Annotated in this window: 18 protein-coding genes; 12 read left to right on the forward strand and 6 right to left on the reverse strand. The window is 72.0% G+C overall.

Features of this window, described 5'->3' with window-relative positions; genetic code table 11:
- Window positions 1–89: 89 nt before the first annotated feature.
- Window positions 90–2,030, forward strand: a complete 1,941-nt coding sequence (locus tag ACQPZW_RS07775; protein WP_433794151.1) for an ABC transporter ATP-binding protein — start codon at window positions 90–92, stop codon at window positions 2,028–2,030.
- Between the two features lie 20 nt (window positions 2,031–2,050).
- Window positions 2,051–2,506 (forward strand): TlpA family protein disulfide reductase, encoded by a 456-nt coding sequence (locus ACQPZW_RS07780; protein WP_433794152.1) that lies wholly within the window; start codon window positions 2,051–2,053, stop codon window positions 2,504–2,506.
- A gap of 117 nt (window positions 2,507–2,623) precedes the next feature.
- On the opposite strand, the gene ACQPZW_RS07785 is transcribed toward ACQPZW_RS07780, so the two are convergent.
- The gene (locus tag ACQPZW_RS07785; protein WP_433794153.1) at window positions 2,624–3,991 is read right to left on the reverse strand and encodes an MFS transporter; all 1,368 of its coding nucleotides are present in this window, start codon (window positions 3,989–3,991) and stop codon (window positions 2,624–2,626) included.
- A 53-nt stretch (window positions 3,992–4,044) separates the two neighbouring features.
- Between ACQPZW_RS07785 and ACQPZW_RS07790 the strand changes: the two genes are divergently transcribed.
- Window positions 4,045–4,557 carry a MarR family winged helix-turn-helix transcriptional regulator gene (locus ACQPZW_RS07790; protein ID WP_433794154.1) on the forward strand — a complete coding sequence of 171 codons (513 nt, stop codon included), beginning with the start codon at window positions 4,045–4,047 and terminating at the stop codon, window positions 4,555–4,557.
- 8 nt (window positions 4,558–4,565) lie between these two features.
- A complete protein-coding gene (locus tag ACQPZW_RS07795; protein ID WP_433794155.1) occupies window positions 4,566–4,988 on the forward strand; it encodes a DUF4395 domain-containing protein in 423 nt (140 codons plus the stop codon).
- A 6-nt stretch (window positions 4,989–4,994) separates the two neighbouring features.
- Here ACQPZW_RS07795 and ACQPZW_RS07800 read toward each other — a convergent pair whose 3' ends face one another.
- Window positions 4,995–5,663 (reverse strand): response regulator transcription factor, encoded by a 669-nt coding sequence (locus ACQPZW_RS07800; protein WP_014688640.1) that lies wholly within the window; start codon window positions 5,661–5,663, stop codon window positions 4,995–4,997.
- 7 nt (window positions 5,664–5,670) lie between these two features.
- Complete coding sequence (locus ACQPZW_RS07805) at window positions 5,671–7,371, reverse strand: GAF domain-containing sensor histidine kinase (protein ID WP_433794156.1); 1,701 nt, start codon at window positions 7,369–7,371, stop codon at window positions 5,671–5,673.
- Window positions 7,372–7,479: 108 nt separating this feature from the next.
- Between ACQPZW_RS07805 and ACQPZW_RS07810 the strand changes: the two genes are divergently transcribed.
- Genes ACQPZW_RS07810 through ACQPZW_RS07835 form a run of 6 tightly spaced genes read left to right on the forward strand, consistent with a single transcriptional unit; the run spans window position 7,480 to window position 12,721 of the window.
- Window positions 7,480–7,932, forward strand: a complete 453-nt coding sequence (locus ACQPZW_RS07810) for an SRPBCC family protein (protein WP_433794157.1) — start codon at window positions 7,480–7,482, stop codon at window positions 7,930–7,932.
- A gap of 23 nt (window positions 7,933–7,955) precedes the next feature.
- Window positions 7,956–8,942 (forward strand): hypothetical protein, encoded by a 987-nt coding sequence (locus tag ACQPZW_RS07815; protein ID WP_433794158.1) that lies wholly within the window; start codon window positions 7,956–7,958, stop codon window positions 8,940–8,942.
- A 24-nt stretch (window positions 8,943–8,966) separates the two neighbouring features.
- Entirely contained in the window at window positions 8,967–9,914 is a 948-nt protein-coding gene (locus ACQPZW_RS07820) for an ROK family glucokinase (RefSeq protein ID WP_433794159.1), read from the forward strand.
- A gap of 11 nt (window positions 9,915–9,925) precedes the next feature.
- Window positions 9,926–10,603: an endonuclease/exonuclease/phosphatase family protein gene (locus tag ACQPZW_RS07825; protein ID WP_433794160.1), complete on the forward strand. Its 678-nt coding sequence runs from the start codon at window positions 9,926–9,928 to the stop codon at window positions 10,601–10,603.
- A gap of 25 nt (window positions 10,604–10,628) precedes the next feature.
- Window positions 10,629–11,948, forward strand: a complete 1,320-nt coding sequence (locus tag ACQPZW_RS07830; protein ID WP_433794161.1) for a flavin-containing monooxygenase — start codon at window positions 10,629–10,631, stop codon at window positions 11,946–11,948.
- Window positions 11,945–12,721 (forward strand): alpha/beta hydrolase, encoded by a 777-nt coding sequence (locus ACQPZW_RS07835; RefSeq protein ID WP_433794162.1) that lies wholly within the window; start codon window positions 11,945–11,947, stop codon window positions 12,719–12,721. The genes ACQPZW_RS07830 and ACQPZW_RS07835 overlap by 4 nt, the downstream gene beginning before the upstream one ends.
- On the opposite strand, the gene ACQPZW_RS07840 is transcribed toward ACQPZW_RS07835, so the two are convergent.
- Window positions 12,704–14,131, reverse strand: coding sequence for an alpha,alpha-trehalose-phosphate synthase (UDP-forming) (locus tag ACQPZW_RS07840; protein WP_433794163.1), 1,428 nt, complete (start codon window positions 14,129–14,131; stop codon window positions 12,704–12,706). The genes ACQPZW_RS07835 and ACQPZW_RS07840 overlap by 18 nt on opposite strands.
- 34 nt (window positions 14,132–14,165) lie before the next feature.
- Window positions 14,166–14,963 (reverse strand): DUF308 domain-containing protein, encoded by a 798-nt coding sequence (locus ACQPZW_RS07845; RefSeq protein WP_433794164.1) that lies wholly within the window; start codon window positions 14,961–14,963, stop codon window positions 14,166–14,168.
- Between the two features lie 142 nt (window positions 14,964–15,105).
- Between ACQPZW_RS07845 and ACQPZW_RS07850 the strand changes: the two genes are divergently transcribed.
- The gene (locus ACQPZW_RS07850) at window positions 15,106–15,780 is read left to right on the forward strand and encodes a lysophospholipid acyltransferase family protein (protein ID WP_433794165.1); all 675 of its coding nucleotides are present in this window, start codon (window positions 15,106–15,108) and stop codon (window positions 15,778–15,780) included.
- Here the strand turns inward: ACQPZW_RS07850 and ACQPZW_RS07855 are convergent.
- Complete coding sequence (locus ACQPZW_RS07855; protein WP_373871036.1) at window positions 15,777–16,454, reverse strand: Crp/Fnr family transcriptional regulator; 678 nt, start codon at window positions 16,452–16,454, stop codon at window positions 15,777–15,779. The two genes, ACQPZW_RS07850 and ACQPZW_RS07855, sit on opposite strands and share 4 nt — an antisense overlap.
- A gap of 248 nt (window positions 16,455–16,702) precedes the next feature.
- On the opposite strand from ACQPZW_RS07855, the gene ACQPZW_RS07860 reads away from it, so the two are divergent.
- Window positions 16,703–17,557: a phosphotransferase enzyme family protein gene (locus ACQPZW_RS07860; protein ID WP_433794166.1), complete on the forward strand. Its 855-nt coding sequence runs from the start codon at window positions 16,703–16,705 to the stop codon at window positions 17,555–17,557.
- Window positions 17,558–17,560: the final 3 nt, after the last annotated feature.

Here is a 17,560-nt window from a genome sequence, read left to right on the forward strand (position 1 = left end):
GCTTCCGGCACGTCCGGCGTGTCGCCCATGCGCGCGTGCCGTGCCACGCCCGCGGAGCTCCGGTGCGCCGACCCGAGAGGTGGCCGTCGATGCCGGATCCCGCCCCCGAGACCACCGAGACCCCCGAGGACGGCGTCGCGGTCGCGGCGGAGGGGATGCTGGCCGCGCAGGACGACGGGGAGCTCGAGCTGCCCTACTGGCTGACCAGCACCGAGGAGGCGGCCAACACCACGTTCCGGCAGATGGTCCGGCGGCTGCCCGCGCTGCTGCGGGAGGCCTGGCTGCTCGGGTGGCGGGCCAGTCGGCGGACCACCCTGGCGGTGCTGCTCCTGCAGGTGGCCGCGGGCGTGGCCGCCGCGGTCGGCCTGATCAGCGTGGTGGGTGTCCTGGACGGGCTGCTGCTGGCCGGGCCCACACCGGAACGGGTGCGGGCGGCCGTACCCTCGCTGCTGCTCCTGGTCCTGGCCCTCGCCGTGCGGGGTCTGCTCGCGTCGGCGGCCACGGCGGCGCACGGGCGGCTGTCGCCGATGGTCTACGAGGCCGCCGAGATGCGGCTCCTGGACCTGACGACACGCGTGGACCTGGCAACCTTCGACGATCCGGGCTGGCGCGACGCCATGGAGCGGGCCCGGGACCGGGGCATCTCGGCCGCACAGCAGGTGGTCGATCATGGGATCGAGGTGCTGACACACCTGGTGGGGCTGGCCGCGGCGGCGAGTGTGCTGGCGGTGCTGCATCCGGCGCTGCTGCCGATGCTGGTCCTCGCGGTGGTGCCGACGGCGTGGGCGGCGGTGCGCTCGGCGAAGCTGGGTTACCGCAGCAAGCTGCGCTTGATCGCCGTCTGGCGACGGCAGCGGATGCTCGCCTACCTGCTGGCGGCGCGTGAGCCGGCCGCCGAGCTGCGGGCTTTCACGGTACGGCGATTCCTGCTCACCGAGGTCGGGAGGCTGTTGCGGATCTCCACGTTGGAGGAGATCCGTGTGATCGGGCGGGTGGTCCGGACCAATCTGGCGGGACAGGCGCTGAGTGGGCTGGCGACCGGTCTGGCGTACCTCGTGCTGCTCTGGCTGTTGTGGACCGGCCGGATGGAGCTGGCCGCGGCGGGTGCCGCCGCTTACGCGATCAACCTGGGGATCGGCAAGTTGTCCGAGTTGGCGTTCACCGCGAACCGGGTCTACGAGCAGGGTCTCTACTTCTCGGACTTCCAGGGCTTCTGCGAGATGTCGCGGGCGCGGGCCGAGCCCGAGCCGGAGCAGCACACGCCCGCCGGGTTCCGGGAGATCCGGCTGGACGGGGTGACCTTCAGCTACCCGGACGCCGAGCGGCCGGCCGTCAACGGGGTGGCCATGACGCTGCGGCGGGGGCAGATCGTCGCGCTGGTCGGCGAGAACGGCTCCGGCAAGTCGACGCTGGCGGGCGTGCTGGCCGGGCTCTACCGGCCGCAGAAGGGCACGGTGACCTGGGACGGAGTCGACGTGACCCGGTTCGGCCCGGAGTCGATGCGGGAGCGCGTGGCGGTGGTGATGCAGGAGCCGACCCGGTGGCCGCTGTCGGCGCGGCTGAACATCGCGATCGGGCGGCACGACCGGCCGGCGACCCTGGCCGCCGTGCAGGAGTCGGCGCGGGCCGGCGACGCGCACGAGTTCGTGGTCGAGCTGCCCCGGCAGTACGAGACGCTGCTGTCCCGGCACTTCACCGACGGCGCCGACCTGTCCGGTGGGCAGTGGCAGCGGCTCGCCGTGAGCCGGGCGTTCCACCGGGACGCGCCGCTGCTGATCTGCGACGAGCCGACCGCGAACCTGGACGCACGCGCCGAGCACGAGGTCTACCGGCGGCTGCGCGAACTGGCCGCGGGACGGACCGTGGTGCTGATCACCCACCGGATGGCGAGTGTCCGCGAGGCCGACCGGATCTACGTCCTGGACCACGGCTCGGTCGTCGAGGAGGGCGACCACGAGGAGCTGATGGCGGTCGACGGCCTGTATGCGCAGTTGTTCACGCTGCAGGCCGAGGCCTACCGCTCGGCCTGACCGCATGTCAGAGTTCACCCATGGATCCGGTGGGATTGGCGGCCGTGGTGGTGGTGCTGGTCGCGGGCATGACGTTCGGGTGGTGGCGGCGTCGCCGCGACGGGCGAGTGGCTGATTCGGCGGTCAAGAGCAAAGATCAGGACATGACCGATGCGGTACGCCTGGAGCCGGCCCTGCTGGAACGGCTCGGTGTGGAGCCGGCCGCGGTGACCCTGCTCCAGTTCTCCACCGCGTTCTGCGCCCCGTGCCGGGCGGTGCGCCGGGTCAGCAGCGAGGTCGCCACCCTCCTGCCGGCCGTCCGGCACGTCGAGGTGGACGCCGAGAGCCACCTCGACGAGGTGCGGGAGCTGGGCATCTGGCGTACCCCGACATTGCTGATCATCGACGCCGAGGGCCGCGAGGTCCGCCGCGCGACGGGGGTGCCGACGAAGCCGCACCTGATCGCCGCCCTGGCAGAGCTCCTCCCGACCCCCTGAAACCCGCCACCCCCGCCGTGCCATCGCGACACCCCGCCGGGGCTACGGCCGACTCCACCGGAACAGCGCCCGACACCCGCGCCCAAGGCGTGCGCCGAACTTGACCCGCACAGATCTCTAGTCGCGGTGCGGGTCTGCGACGAGGGTCGCGGCCGGTGTCGGGTCGGCGGACGGGAAATCCGGGGTGAAGCCGGGTGAGCCCGGTGCGATGGCGGGAGAGTTCGAGGCGTCGGCGGGGATGTCCGAGGCGGTGGCGGTGGTGGGGGAGTTCGGGGCCTCGGCGGGGGTGTTCGGGTCTTCGGCCGGTCTGTCGGTGCGGGTCAGGTGGCGGGAACCGGGGACGGCCAGCATGGCGACGGAGGCGGCGAGCAGGATGCAGGCGCACACGGTCAGCACCCGGTCGATGCCGAACCGGTCGACGAGCGGCCCGGCCATCGTGTTGCCCACCGGCATGGCCAGGAACGACGCCAGATAGTCCCAGGAGGCGACGCGGCCGAGGAATCGGTGCGGCACGTTCTCCTGCAGGGACGTGTCCCAGGCCACGTCGTAGAAGAGCAGGCCGGCGTACCCGATCACGGCACCGATCATGATGGCGGCGAGGGTGCCGGGCCAGACGTAGGAGAACGCCCACACCGACATCAGTGGCAGGGCCAGCAGGCCGGCGAGCAGCAGCCGCCGTGGCCGGAACCGCATGCCGATCGCCGAGCCGATCACGCCGCCCAGGCCCTCTGCGGCGGCGATCCAGCCGATCGCGTGCGGGCCGCCGAGCCGCTCCATCGCCACCACCAGCACGAGGACCATGATCACGCCGTTGGCGATGTGGTAGGTGGTGGCGCCGAGCAGGTTGGCGAGCAGCCAGTCCCGGCTGCGGATCTCCCGTAGGCCGGCGGCGAGCTCTCCGAGCATGGGGGTACGCGGGCCGCGCGGAGCCCGTACCCGGATCATCGCGGCGGCGACCAGGGAGGCGAGGAAGCTGACCGCGTTGATGGTGAATCCGGTCGGCGCGCCGAAGGCGGCGACGGTGATGCCCGCGGTGGCCGGACCGGCGACGCCGCACGCCGACTGCAGAAGGCTGAGCGTGGCGTTGGCCTTCTGCCGTTCCTCGGCCGGGACGAGCAGGGGCTTGAGCGAGCTCATGGCGGGGCTGAAGAAGCTGCCGGCGCCGGCCGAGACGACGGTGAGCGCGCAGAGCAGGCCCAACTGGTAGCCACCGGTGGCGAACATGGCGGCGATGCCGGCGGTGGCGGCGAAGCGGATCAGGTCGGAGGCGACCATGACCCGCTGGGGTTGGAGCCGGTCGGCCCAGACGCCGCCGAAGAGGGTGCCGGCCAGCAGGGTGAGGATGTTCGTCGCCATGACCAGGCCGAGGTCGCGTGCGCCGCCTCCGGTGGCGATGACGGCGACGGCGAGGGCGACGGTCTGGAACGCGTTGCCGAGCCAGGAGAGGCCCTGGCCGATGGCGAGCAGCCGGAAGTCACGGGTCATGGTGGCCGACACTAGTTCAACGTCTAACTATTCGCAATCTAATAGTTAGAGGCGTGGCAGACTGGGTGGTCATGGAAGACAGCGTGGACCAGCATGTGGCCCGGTGGTCGAGTTTCTGGAAGAACGAGCCGACCTTCGCGCCCGAGGTCGAGGGCGCCCTGGTGCGGATGAAGCACATCCAGCGGTGGATCGACCGCGCGGATCTGGCGATCTTCAACGAGGGGTTCACCGTCCAGGACTACAAGACGCTGCACGTCCTGATGGTTCAGCCGTGGCCGACCGAGGCGACGCCGGCGCAGCTGGCCGAGGCGGCGAACGTGACGCGGGCGGCGATGACCAGCCGGCTCGATCGCCTGGACGAGGCGGGGCTGATCACGCGGCAGATGGACGGCGTCGACCGGCGGCGGGTGATCGTCCGGCCCACGCAGGAGGGCCGGGAGATGTGGAGCAAGCACATCTTCAAGGGCATGGCGGTCGACCAGCGGGCCCTCGGTGCGCTGAGTCAGGACGAGTTGGAGCAGCTCAACGGGCTCCTGCGGAAAGTCCTACTTTCCCTGGAGGAATAATAGGCTTCATGGAATTGGATCCCCGCGGCCAGCGCTTCGCCGCCGTGCTCACCACCGTCGTCATCGCGCTCGTGCTGATCACCGGCTCGGGCCTGCTCGCGCTCGCCCAGGCTGTCGTCTTCGCGATCACCGCGTGGAGCCCACGACGCGGTCCCTACCCGAGGATCTTCCGCGCTCTGGTGCTGCCGCGCCTCGGTCCGCCCGTCGAGCGTGAGCCGGCCGCCCCCGTGCGGTTCGCCCAACTCGTGGGTTTCACCTTCCTGGCCGTCTCCGCCGCGGGTTACCTGACCGGTCTGACCGCAGTCGGCATCACGGCGGCAGCTTTCGGGCTGCTCGCCGCATTTCTCAACGCAGCTTTCGGGTTCTGCCTGGGCTGCGAGGCTTATATCCTGATTCGGCGTTTGAAATACAGAAACGCCGAATCTGTCTAGATAAGTCTAGAACTTGGGGGCGTCCGGCGCTTCCAGCAGACCCAGCCGGAGCGCGGTCATGAGTGCCTGCGCCCGGTTGGCCGCACCCAGCTTCTCGTAGAGCTTCGAGATGTGGGTCTTGGCCGTCGACTCCGACACGAAGAGCTGCTTGGCGATGCCGGCGACACTCATGCCGTCGGCGAGCAGCCGCAGCACCTGACCCTCGCGAGGCGAGAGCTGCGGGCCGGACGGAGCGAGCCGGCGCTTCATGGCCTCGGCCAGATCGGCCGCCGTGAACGCGCTGGGCGCCGACGCGGCGTGCCGTGCGGCTGCCACGACCTCGTCCGCGGGAGCCGTTTTCGGGACGAACGCGCTGGCCCCGGCCTCGAGAGCGCCGAAGAGCTGGTCGTCGCCTGCATACATGGTCAGGACCACGATCCCCATGTTCGCGTTGTTCTTCCGCAGGGCGCGGGTGGCCTCCAGGCCGCTGCCGTCGGGCAGGCGCAGGTCCATGATCACGACATCCGGCTGCAGGGCGCCGGCCTGGCGCACCGCCTCCGCCGCCGTGGCGGCCTCGCCGACGACCTCGAACTGACGGTCGCGCTCGAATGCGTGTCGCAGCCCCTTACGAATCAGGTCGTGATCGTCGACAAGGAGGACCTTGGTGCGCGTCGTCGGCGCAGGACTGGTCGACATGCTCGGGTTACTCCCCTTCTGGAGCTGAAACGCTATCCCGCACGCTATCGCGCCGAGGCGGGGTTCCGAGCACTACGGCGACGGTTGTCCCGCTGGGGTGTCGCGGCGTGATCCTGAGACGGCCTCGGATGCGTTCGGCACGTTCCGCCATGATGGTAAGGCCGTAGCGGCCGTCAGGTCGCGTGTCCGCGAACCCCTTGCCGTCGTCGGACACCTCGATCTCCGCATACGGGGGGTCGACGGTGCAGGTCACCCACAGGTTGGACGCGCCGGCGTGCTTGCGCGCGTTGGTGATCGCCTCCTGGGCGATCCGGAGCAGCTCCGCCTCGGTCGCGGCCGGCAGGCGGGCCGTCGACTCGTCGAAGGTGAAGTGCACCCGCAGCCCGGCACTGGTGCCCAGGGTCCGCGCATACTCCGCGATGGCCGCGGCCAGACCACCGTTGCGGTCGACCTCGGAGCGCAGCTCGAACAGGCTCAGCCGCAGCTCGGTGATCACCCGGGTCACCTCGGCCCGCAGCGTGCGCAGCTCCTCGGCCGTCTCCTCGGCGCCCTCCGGCAGCGTCGCCTGCGCGTTGTCGATGCCGTAGCCGACCATCACCAGCTCCTGCGCCACGCCGTCGTGGATCTCCCGGGCCAGGCGCTGGCGCTCCTCGTTGGTGGCCAGCGAGCGCACGTCGTCGAAGAGCAGGGCGGCCTCCAGCCGCAGCGAGGCCGGGCCGGTCACCTCGGTCACGGCCTGGACCACCGAGGAGGGGTACGCCCCCGCGGCATCCGTCTCCAGGATGACGAGACCGATCGTGCGCACCCCGGCGACCAGCGGCACCACCAGCGAGGACACGTCGCCCCCGTGATGGCTGCGCGCCTGTGACCGGCTCGCCGTCTGCGGCTGCTGGGTGGCCCAGGCGTCGGCGATGCCCGAGTCGGCGTCGAGCGTGGTCTCCCAGTCGACCCGCTCGGCGCCGGTCTGCGCGAGCACCACCAGCCGCCCGCCGCCGCTGGCCGACAGCACCGCCGCCCGGTGGCCCGGCGCGACCACGCGCAGCTCCTCCAGCAGGTGCTCGGAGATGCCGCCCGGGTCGAGGGTGGCGCCCGGTAGCGAGCGGGCCACGCTGCGCAGCTGGGTCAGCAGCCGGGTGGCCTCGGCATAGGGCTGGGGTGTCGGGTCGGGCGGCTGCAGCAGCTGCCGCATCGTCTCGGTGGCGAACGTGATGATCGCCCCCTGCACCAGCCACTGCGCGCAGACGGCGTAGTAGCCCCCGGCCAGCGTGCCGAAGGCCACACCGCTGACCGCCATGGTCACCGCCGCCGTCGCGAGCAGGGCGACACCCTCGGTCTGGCGGCGCCGCAGGGCCGCGGTGAGCAGCGGCACGGCCAGATAGGGCAGCACCGCCTCGGCGCCGAACCCTCCGGTGATCCGCCCGATCGACTCGGCGGCGACCGAGCCGGCGGCCAGGCAGGTCACCACCACCTCGCCGAACCGCCCGAGCGGGGCGAGGACGGCGTGGCCGCGGGCGAGGAAGGAGGGCGCCGCCGCGACCGCCAGGAGGGCGACCCAGCCGAGCTGGGCGACGCTGCCGGTGAAGGCATAGGTCAGGGCGGCGACCAGCACGAGCATGACGGCACGGGCCGCGGCTTCGGCCGGTCGGATGCGCACGGGACCACTGGCGAGGGCTGGCACGTGACGGATGGTAGCGGGAGGGACCGACATCGGCTCGTCCGTGTGCTGCCCGGCCGGGTGTCACGTCCGCGGCGGACCCCCGGGTGGGCGCCGCCCCGGTCGCGCGATCCGTCGTACCCGGCGGGTAGCCTCGCGTGCATGGCGGACACCTCGACACAGTCGATTCAGGTCCATGCGCCCCTGGCCCGGGTCGCGGCGGTGATCTGCGACTTCGCGCGCTACCCGGAGTGGGCGGAGTCGATCAAGCGGGTGGAGGTCCTCGAGGAGTATGAGGACGGCTACGCCGCGCAGGTCCGGTTCCAGATCGACGCCACGGTGCTGGTCGACGAGTACACGTTGGAGTACGCGTACGCCGACGATCTCTCCCGGATCGAGTGGAGCCTGGTCGAGCCGTCGAAGACGCAGCGTTCGCAGGAGGGCTCCTACGATCTGGTGGAGACCGCGGACGGCGGCACCACCGTGACGTACACCCTTGCGGTGGACCTCGCGATCGGAATGCTGGGCATGTTCCGCCGCAAAGCTGAGAAAATGATCATGGATACGGCGCTGAAGGAGCTCAAGCGCCGCGTCGAGAGCCTGCCCGCGGCCTGAGCCGCCGGCCGAGGGGAGCGGAGATGCCCGGATCAGCTCGGGAGGAGGCCGAGCGTCTCATCGCGGCGATCCTCGCCCGGACCTCGGCGGGTGGTCACACGTCCGGGGACGCATTCGGTCTCCTGGGTGAGTCGGTCGCCGGCCTGATGGGTGTGCTCGGCCGCGATGACCTGTCCACCGGCAGCGCCGAGTGCTGTGTCTGCCCGGTCTGCAAGGCGATCGCGGCGGTGCGCGACCCCAGCCCCGAGACCGCCGAGCGGCTCGCCTCCAGCGCCGGCGAGATCGCGAGCGGGGTGGCCGGGCTGATGCGCGCCTTCTCCTCGATGACCGCCGAGCGTCCCCGTCCGCCGGCACCACGCAGCCGTCCCGCGTCCCCCTCGCCGGATCAGGCCTGGTCCGCGGCCACCCACGTCGACGAGGAGCCGCCCGCCCCCGACTCCGGCGACGACCCGTGGGGAGCGGCCAGCGCGGCCGACGCCCGTGCGGCCGCCGCGGCGGCCCGGGCACGCGCGGCCGCCGCCGAGGAGGCGGTGGCCCGGGCGGTCGAGCAGGCCCGTGCCGCCCGGACTTCCGCCCAGGGGAAAACTCCGCCGCACGCTGGCGGATCCGGGGCGGGCGCCGGTGGAGGGTCTCGGGCGAGCGGCGACGTGTGGGCCATGGCCACGGCAGAACCCCCGGCCCAGGCTTCCGGCTCGGCCACATCGCAGGCTTCCGGCCCGGCCGCACCGCAGGCTTCCGGCCCGGCCGCACCGCAGGCTTCCGCCCCGGCCGCACCCCAGGCTTCCGCCCCGGGTTCGGCTTCGGTCTCGGCTTCGGGTCCGGGCTCCGGTTCGGCTTCGGTCTCGGGTCCGGGCTCGGCTTCGGGTCCGGGATCTGGCCCGGCTTCGGCGGAGGTGGCCGCAGACGACGCCGCCGAACCCCGTAGCGTGGATCATGAGCTGGGCGCTTCGGCGTCCGAGGACCGCGAGCCGGGCCAGGGCGACGACGCCCGCCCCGGCGCCGCGGTGTAACTGTTTGCAGAGGGGACGGGCAGCGTGACGCTGACCATCGGAATCGACGTCGGCGGCACCAAGGTCGCCGGTGGTGTCGTCGACGAGCTGGGCAACGTGCTCGCGTCGAACCGGCGGCCGACGCCGGCGGACGACCCGGCCGGCACCCGCGACACGATCGTCGAGGTGGCCGCCGAGCTGGTCGGGCAGTACCCGCAGGCGACCGCGATCGGGATCGGCGCCGCCGCGTGGATCGACGCCACCGGCTCGACCGTGCTGTTCGCGCCGAACCTGGCCTGGCGTGACGAGCCGCTGCGCGACTACGTGAGCAAGGCGATCGGACTGCCCGTCGTGCTGGACAACGACGCCAACGTGGCCGCCTGGGCGGAGTTCCGGTTCGGGGTGGGCAAGCAGGCCGAGTCGATGGTGATGATCACCGTGGGCACCGGCATCGGCGGCGCGATCGTGGTCAACGGCAACCTGTGGCGAGGCGCCCACGGCATCGCCGCCGAGCTGGGCCACATCCAGTCCGTGCCGGACGGGCATCCGTGCGGCTGCGGCCGTCTGGGCTGCCTGGAGCAGTATGCGAGCGGCAACGCCCTGGTCCGGTTCGGGCGGGCCGGCGCGCGGCAGGAGCCGGAGCGGGCCGCCCGGCTTCTCGAGCTGGCCGGCGGTGACGCCCTCGCGATCACCGGCCGGCAGATCACCGAGGCGGCCCGGGCCGGCGACGGGGTCGCGATGGACGCCTTTGCCCAGGTCGGCTACTGGCTCGGGGTGGCGCTCGCCGACCTCGCGCAGAGCCTGGATCCGCAGATCATGGTGATCGGCGGTGGCGTGATCGACGCGGGGCCGCTGCTCATGGGGCCGCTCGAGAGGACGTACCGGGAGCAGCTCGCCAACCGGGACCGTTTCCCGGTGGCCGCGATCCACGCCGCCCGGATGGGCAACGCCGCCGGTGTGGTCGGCGCGGCCGACCTCGCCCGGCGCGGCTGAGGCGGCCGGGGATGTCCGGGGTTCCGCTGCGGGTGGTCAGTTACAACATCCACGGGTTGCGGGACGACCGGGCCGCGCTGTCCGGCCTGGTCCGCGATCTGGCCCCGGACGTCCTCGTCGTGCAGGAGGCGCCGCGCCGCTTCCGGTGGCGGCAGAAATGCGCCGCGCTGGCCTCCGAGACCGGCCTGGTGGTGGCGGCCGGCGGGCTGCCGTCGCTGGGCAACCTGCTGCTGGTCAGCCTGCGGGTGGCGATCCGCCGGAACTGGTGCATGCGCTACCCGCTCACCCCGGGCCGGCACCTGCGGGGCGCCGTCTTCGCCGAGTGCGCGGTGCGGGGTGCCACCTTCACCGTCTCCGGCTCCCATCTGGCCACGGACGCGGCCGAGCGGCCGTCCCAGGCCCAGCACTGGAAGGCGGAGCTGGACCGCCTCGACGGCCCGGTGATCGTCGCCGCCGACCTCAACGAGGGGCCCGGTGGCGGCGCTTGGCGGACGATCGAGGACGGGCTGGCCGGCTCGTCCGAGGAAGTGCCCACGTTCCCGGCCGGGGCGCCCAGCCGGCGTATCGACGCGCTCTTCGTCAGCCCCGACGTGACCATCGAACGGTACGAGATCATCTCGACCGATCAGGCACGTCTCGCGAGTGATCATCTACCGATCGTCGCGGACCTTTTGCTCCCTTCCTCCTAGGCTCGCCGTCTGCGAGGATCGCCGGGTGCAAGACTCCCCGGACCTCGGAGACCGTGGCGGCGCCGTCTGCGTCGTCGGCGCCGGCGCCAGCGGCCTGACCACCATCAAGAACCTGCGTGAGCTGGGCTTCGCGGTCGACTGCTATGAGCGCGAGACCTCGGTCGGCGGCGCCTGGAACTGGCGGCACGACCGCAGCCCGGTCTATGCCGGGGCCCATCTGATCTCGTCGCGGCCGCTCACCGAGTTCCCCGACTTCCCGATGCCGGACACCTGGCCCGACTATCCGCACCACAGTCAGGTTCTCGAATATCTGGAGCGCTACGCGAAGCACTTCGGGCTGGGCGAGCACATCTGGTACGGCATGGAGGTCACGTCGATCGTCCCCGCGGGCGAGGGCCGCTGGGACGTGACCATCAAGTCGACCGGCGGCGGCACGTCGCGGGTGCAGCGCTACGCCGCCGTGGTGATCGCCAACGGGCACAACTGGGCGCCGGTGACGCCGGAGATCCCGGGTGACTTCACCGGCCAGGTGATCCACGCTAGCGCGTACAAGGAGCCGTCCCGCCTGCGCAACCGCAAGGTGCTGGTGATCGGCGGCGGCAACACCGGGTGCGACATCGCGGTCGAGGCGGCCCAGCACGCGAGCCGGGTGTGGCACTCGACCCGGCGCGGCTACTGGCACTTCCCGAAATATCTCGGCAACCGTCCGGCCGATCAGGTCTACCACCGCCGGATGTCCGCGTGGCTGCGGGACCGGCGGCTCCGCCGTACCGCCGCCGACCTGACCCGCTGGGGTGTCCCCGCGCCGGATCACGCCCCGCTGGAGAGCCACCCGATCGTCAACGGCCTGCTGCCGCACTACCTGGGGCACGGCCGGATCGAGGCGGTGCCGGACGTGACCCGCTACGACGGCGCGTCGGTGGAGCTGTCCGACGGCCGGCGGATCGAGCCGGAGCTGGTGATCACGGCGACCGGCTACCGCCCGCGGTTCGACTTCCTCGCCCCCGAGGTGCTCGACATCGGCGAGGACGGCCGTCCCGACCTGCACCTGCACGCCTTCGCCCGCAAGCACCCGACGCTCGCCGTGGTCGGGCTGGTGCAGGCGTCCGCCGGGCTGTTCCCGCTGGCGCACTGGCAGAGCGTCGCGGTGTCCCGCTGGCTGCGGCTGCGGACCACCGACCCGGAGAAGGCCGGCGTGGTGCAGAAGGAGGAGTCGCAGCGGCCCCTCGCGTCGTGGTCCCGCCGCAAGGTGGTGCCGACGCCGCGCCACTGGTTCGAGGTCGACCACGTCGACTACCTGAAGGCCGTGGAGAGCCTGTTGACCCGTATGGAGTCGGCGAAGTGAGTGAGCTTCTGCGTTTCCAGGACTGGAGCGACCCGGTCCCGGCGGCCGAGCGGGAGGTCGTCTCCCAGCTGCCCGACGACGGTCGGGGCCGCCCGCCGCTGCTGTTCGTGCCCGGCCTCGGCCACGGCGCCTGGGCGTTCGCCGAGCACTGGATCGGGCACGCCGCCGGCCGAGGGTTCCCGGCCCACGCGGTCAACCCGCGTCCCGGCGGCGACCTGCGGGCGCAGGCGCACGACGTGGTGCAGGTGGCGGCCTCGCTGCCGAGCCAGACCGTGCTGATCGGCCACGGCACCGGCAGCCGCGTGGTGGCGCGGGCGCTGGGCCGCTACCCGGCCCGCGCGGCGGTCCTGATCGCCCCGGTGCTGGACGGCTGGGCCGCCCTGGGCGCCGCCCTGCGCAGCAACCCGGCGGGGACCGTGCCGGCCCTGTTCGGCGGGCGGCTCAGGTTCTCCGGCCGGCAGCTGTTCGGGCCCGATCTCCCGGCCGAGGAGGCGGCGGCGCACCTGGAGCGGATCGGCGCCCGCCCACGGGCCGAGCTGTTCTCCCGGGATGCGCTGCCCGAGCCGGTCGGCGGGCCGCCCACGCTCGTGGTGGGCAGCCCCGACGACCGGGTGGTGCCGCGGACCGCCCTGGACCGGGCAGCCGCCCGTTACGGCGGCGCGCCCCTGCTCTTCCCCGGCATGGGGCACTACCTGATGCTGGAGACGAACTGGGCCGAGCCGATCGACGCGATCCTGGACTGGCTGGACAAGGAGTTACCGTCGGCGGGCTAGCGGGGGCAGCCGCTCGGCGAGCCGGCCGGTGTGGTCGAGTGCGGTCAGGTAGGCCCGCGCCCACGCCATGATGTCGTGCCGGGCCAGGTGCCGCCGCATGGCCGTCATCCGGGCGGTCAGGTCGGCGCTGTCCGCCTCCATGGCCTGCAGCAGGGTCTTCTTGAGCCCGTCCACGTCGTGCGGGTTCACCAGGAACGCCTGCTCCAGCTCGGCGGCGGCCCCGGCGAACTCGCTGAGCACCAGCGCGCCGGCGCCGTCCTCCCGGGCCGCCACGAACTCCTTGGCGACCAGGTTCATCCCGTCCCGCAGCGGGGTGACCACCATGACGTCCGCGGTCTGGTAGAGGGCGGCCAGCTCGGAACGGCCGAACCGCTGGTTCAGGTAGTGGATGGCGGGCTCGCCGACCCGGCCGTACTCGCCGTTGATCCGGCCGACCTCGCCCTCGATCCGGTCCCGCAGGCCGCGATAGCTCTCCACCCGCTCCCGGCTGGGCACCGCCACCTGCACCATCACCGTGTCGCGCACCTTCACGAAGCCGTCCCGCAGCAGCTCGCTGTACGCCGTGAGCCGGTGCTCGATGCCCTTGGTCCAGTCGAGCCGGTCGACGCTGAGCAGCACCCGTTTCGGCTGCCCCAGATCGTGCCGCAGCTGCCTCGCCTGGCTGACCACGTCCGGCCGGGTGGCCAGCGCCCGCATCTCGGAGACGTCGATGGAGACCGGGAACGCCCCGGCGCGCACGGTCCGCCCGTCGATCGTGATGGCGTGGTCGGTGGCCTCCACCCGGAGCAGCTTCTTGGCCAGTTGGGCCACGTTGTGGGCGGCCTGCTCACGCTGGAATCCGACCAGGTCGGCGCCGAGCATCCCGCGCAGCAGCTCCACCCGGCGGGGAAGCTGCATATACAGCTCGGGCGGCGGGAACGGCACGTGCAGGAAGAACCCGATCAGCAGGTCGGGCCGCAGCTCCCGGAGCATCTGCGGCACGAGCTGGAGGTGGTAGTCCTGCACCCAGACGGCGGCGCCCGGCTCGGCCACCTCGGCGGCGGCCTCGGCGAACCGCTGGTTGACCGTCCGGTACGTCTCCCACCAGCCCCGGTCGAACGTCGGCTGCTGCACCGCGTCGTGGTAGAGCGGCCACAGGGTCGAGTTGGCGAACCCCTCGTAGTAGCCGCGCAGCTCCTCCTCGGTCAGTGACACGGGCCGTAACCGGAGGCTGCCGAGGTCGGGCAGGGACGGCGTGCGCCCCACACCGCCGGCCCAGCCGACCCAGGTGGCCGGGGTCTGCTCGAGAATCGCGTGCAGAGCGCTGGCCAGGCCGCCTGGGCTGCGGCGCCACTCACAGGCGCCGTCCGGGGCGGCACTGTCATCCAGGGGCAGACGGTTGGCGACGACGACGAGCGAACTCTGACGCATCACCGTAGGTTACTGCTCAGACACCAATCTTTGTCTATACGACGGCGCCGTCGTCGAATTCGTCGTCGTCATCGCCGGACCGCAGTCGCCAGACCAGCGTGGCCGCACCGGCGATGATCGCGGCGAACCCGAGGAACGTGACCAGGCCGGCGTCGATCGGGATCAGCCGGGGGAAGAGGAACAGCACGAAACCGGCCGCGATGCCCAGTAGGGCCGTCACCGTGTACTTCGAGATGCGCGGCAGGGGTGGGGGAGGGGGCGGAACATACCGCTCCTCCTCCTCGTCGTCCTCGGGCAGATCGGCGCCGAACGTGTCGAGTCCGTAGAGGATCGACGGCTCGTCCTTCGGGTCGGTGCGCCGCCGGTTGTGGGGCGCGCCCTCCTCGGTGGTCGAGCGGATCGGCGGGGGCGGCGGGCCGGGGTCGTCCTCGGCGGCCGGCCACGGCGTCGTCTCCGTGTCGACGGTGGTGTGGAACCCCGCGACGATCTTGGCCCACTCCTCGTCCACCTCGGCCTGCGGCTTCGGTGTGGGCGCCGGCGGCGCCGGTGGGGTGGGCGGTGCTCCGCCGGTCACCTTCTGCAGGTGCTCCTTGGCGGTCTCCAGATGGGTACGGTCCACGAACAGCCGATCCACCGGCCGCGCAGGCAGGGTCGTCGCCCGCAGGACCGGGTTGAGATCGGCCGTCGGCTGAAGGTACGCCGCTATGCCGCCGGCCGCGAGCACGTCGAGCAGATGCTCGCCGATACGTGGATCGACATCTCCTGCCGCCGCGAAGTCGGCGGCGTCGAGCCCGTTGTCGCGCCGCCCGCGACGGGCGCCACCCGCTGTCACCGATGCACACCCCCTTGCCGACCGTGCCTTGAATGGTGACACGGCAGGCGCCCGTTGCGGGAGTGCGTTGTGGCGCGCCGCTCCCGCTTCGTACGCTTCTCGTCGCCCCAAACGCACGGTGGCATCCGTCGAAAGGACGTCAGTGTTCTACTGGCTGCTGAAGTTGGTGGTCCTCGGACCGGTGCTGAAGCTCGTCTTCCGCCCCAAGGTGGAGGGCCTGCACCACGTGCCCCGCTCCGGTCCCGTCATTCTCGCCTGCAATCACCTCTCGTTCTCTGACTCGATCTTCACCCCGCTGATCATGCGACGGAAAGTGACCTTCGTCGCCAAGGCCGAATACTTCACCGGCAAGGGGATCAAGGGCTGGTTCTCGCGGATGTTCTTCACCGGCGCCGGGACGATCCCGGTGGACCGTTCGGGCGGCGAGGCGGCCCAGGCGGCTCTGGACACGCTGCTGCGCGTGCTGACGGAGGGCAACATCGCGGGCATCTACCCGGAGGGCACCCGCTCACCGGACGGGCGCCTCTACCGCGGCAAGACCGGCGTGGCCCGGCTGGCCCTGGAGAGCGGTGCCCCGGTCGTCCCGGTGGCGCTGCTGAACACCGACGAGATCCAACCGACCGGCACGCTGATCCCGACGGTCAAGCGGGTGCAGATCAGAATCGGTCAGCCGCTCGACTTCTCCCGCTACGCCGACCAGCGCGGCGACCGGTTCGTCGAGCGCGCGATCACCGACGAGATCATGTATGAGCTGATGGCCCTCTCGGGCCGTGAGTACGTCGACGTCTACGCCTCGACGCTGAAGGCCGCCGCCTAGCCGGTCATTCCGGCGCGGCGGCGCAGGGCCTGCACATCGGTGACGACGATGCGCCGGCCCTCGGTGCGCAGCCAGCCGCGGCTCGCGAAGGAGCCGATCGCCTGGTTGACGCTCTGCCGGGAGCCGCCGGCCATCTCGGCGAGCTGGCTCTGGTTGAGCTCGATGGTGATCATCGGAGCCTGGCTCTCGCCGGAGAGCCGGACGAGGGTCTTGGCCACCCGGCCGGGCAGGTCGAGGAAGACGTGATCGGCGTTCTGCTCGGTGAGCCGCCGGATCAGGCCGCCGACCGAGCGCATCACCGCGTCCAGGATGCGCGGGTTGGAGTGCACCAGCTCCATGAAGGCGACCCGGGACAGCGACAGCGCCTGCGAGTCCTCGATGGCCTCGGCGGAGGCGCTGCGGGTGGAGGCGTCCAGCAGGGACACCTCGCCGAGCACGTCGGGTGGTCGGACCACGGTGAGGACGGCGCGCTCGCCGGTGGGGGCGGTCCGGAAGACGGCGACGGCGCCCCGCTTCATGATGATCAGCGAGTCGCCGGGGTCGTGCTCGACGAAGAGGATCTGCCCCTTGCGGTAGTGGCGTGGGACGGCGGCGGCGATGACGCGCTGGCGCACCTCCGGCTCGAGACCGGCGAACATGTCGACTCCGGTGAGCGCGTCGCCGGGATCCGGCATGCGATGGTCCACGGCGCTATCCCCTCCCCCGGTGAGGACACGCCGACGGCCGACGGCGCCGGCCCCACGACGCGAACGATCACTCTTAGCACGAAGCGTGCTCCGAACGCCATTTTAAAAACGGACATTGAAGCCTGCCTCGTACGATCATGTCCCTTCGGTTGCATTCTGTAAACCGTCAATCTCTCTCAGTCACTATCGCCCTGTCTGTCCGTCGCATTGGTGCCAAGTGTCGAGATAATCCCGCGGTGCCGGATGATGACTTTCTTCGATCGACCCTGCGCGACCAGTGGCACCTCCTGCCGTCCGCGTTGACCGAGCTCCCGCTGACCCTGATGTCACGCGGCTGGGAGTTCGTCGCGGGCGCCGCGACCTACGTGGCGCGCCTGGTCGAGATCGGCGCACGGCACCGGATGGAGGCCGGCCTGGCCGTGTCGATGCACCTGCGCGGCTGCCGGATCGACGCGGGGGAGCCGGTCCGCACCCTCGGCGGGGCGCTCACCGTGGCCACCCCGTACGGCGCCCTCGCCGTCCTGCGCCGTATCCCGGGCCGCCGTCTCGACGGACGGGACCCGGTCGACCAGCAGTGGTGGGGTGAGCGCCTGGGTGTCGTACACCGGGCTCTGCAGGGTTTTCGTCATCCCGGCCTGCGGCCCTGGCAGCCCCTGGACCCGGACGCCTCGCACCTCGACGCGGAGCCCTGGCTCCGCGAGACGGTGACCGCCGCGCTGACCGCGGCCACCCGGCTGACGGTGGCCGACCACCTGACGTCCGGGGTGCTGCACGGCGACCCGGCGCCGGAGATGTTCCTGCTCGACCCGGCGACCGGCCGGTCCGGCCTGCTGTACTGCGGGGCCGGCGGGACCGGGCCGCTGGTGCACGACGTGGCCGCCGCGGTGGCCTACGCCGGCGGCGCCGAGCACGCCGGGGAGTTCCTCGACGCCTACCTCTCGGCCGGGCCGGTCGGCGCCGACGAGATGGAGGCGGCGCTGCCGGTGCTCCTACGGCTGCGCTGGGCCGTGCAGGCCGACCTGGCGGCCCGCTACGACTGCCCGCACAGGCTGGGGGCGGCCAGGGAGGCTCTGGAGTCCATGCCCGGGTGACAT

The sequence above is a fragment of the Actinoplanes sp. CA-252034 genome (assembly GCF_050956125.1).
Taxonomy (GTDB): domain Bacteria; phylum Actinomycetota; class Actinomycetes; order Mycobacteriales; family Micromonosporaceae; genus Actinoplanes.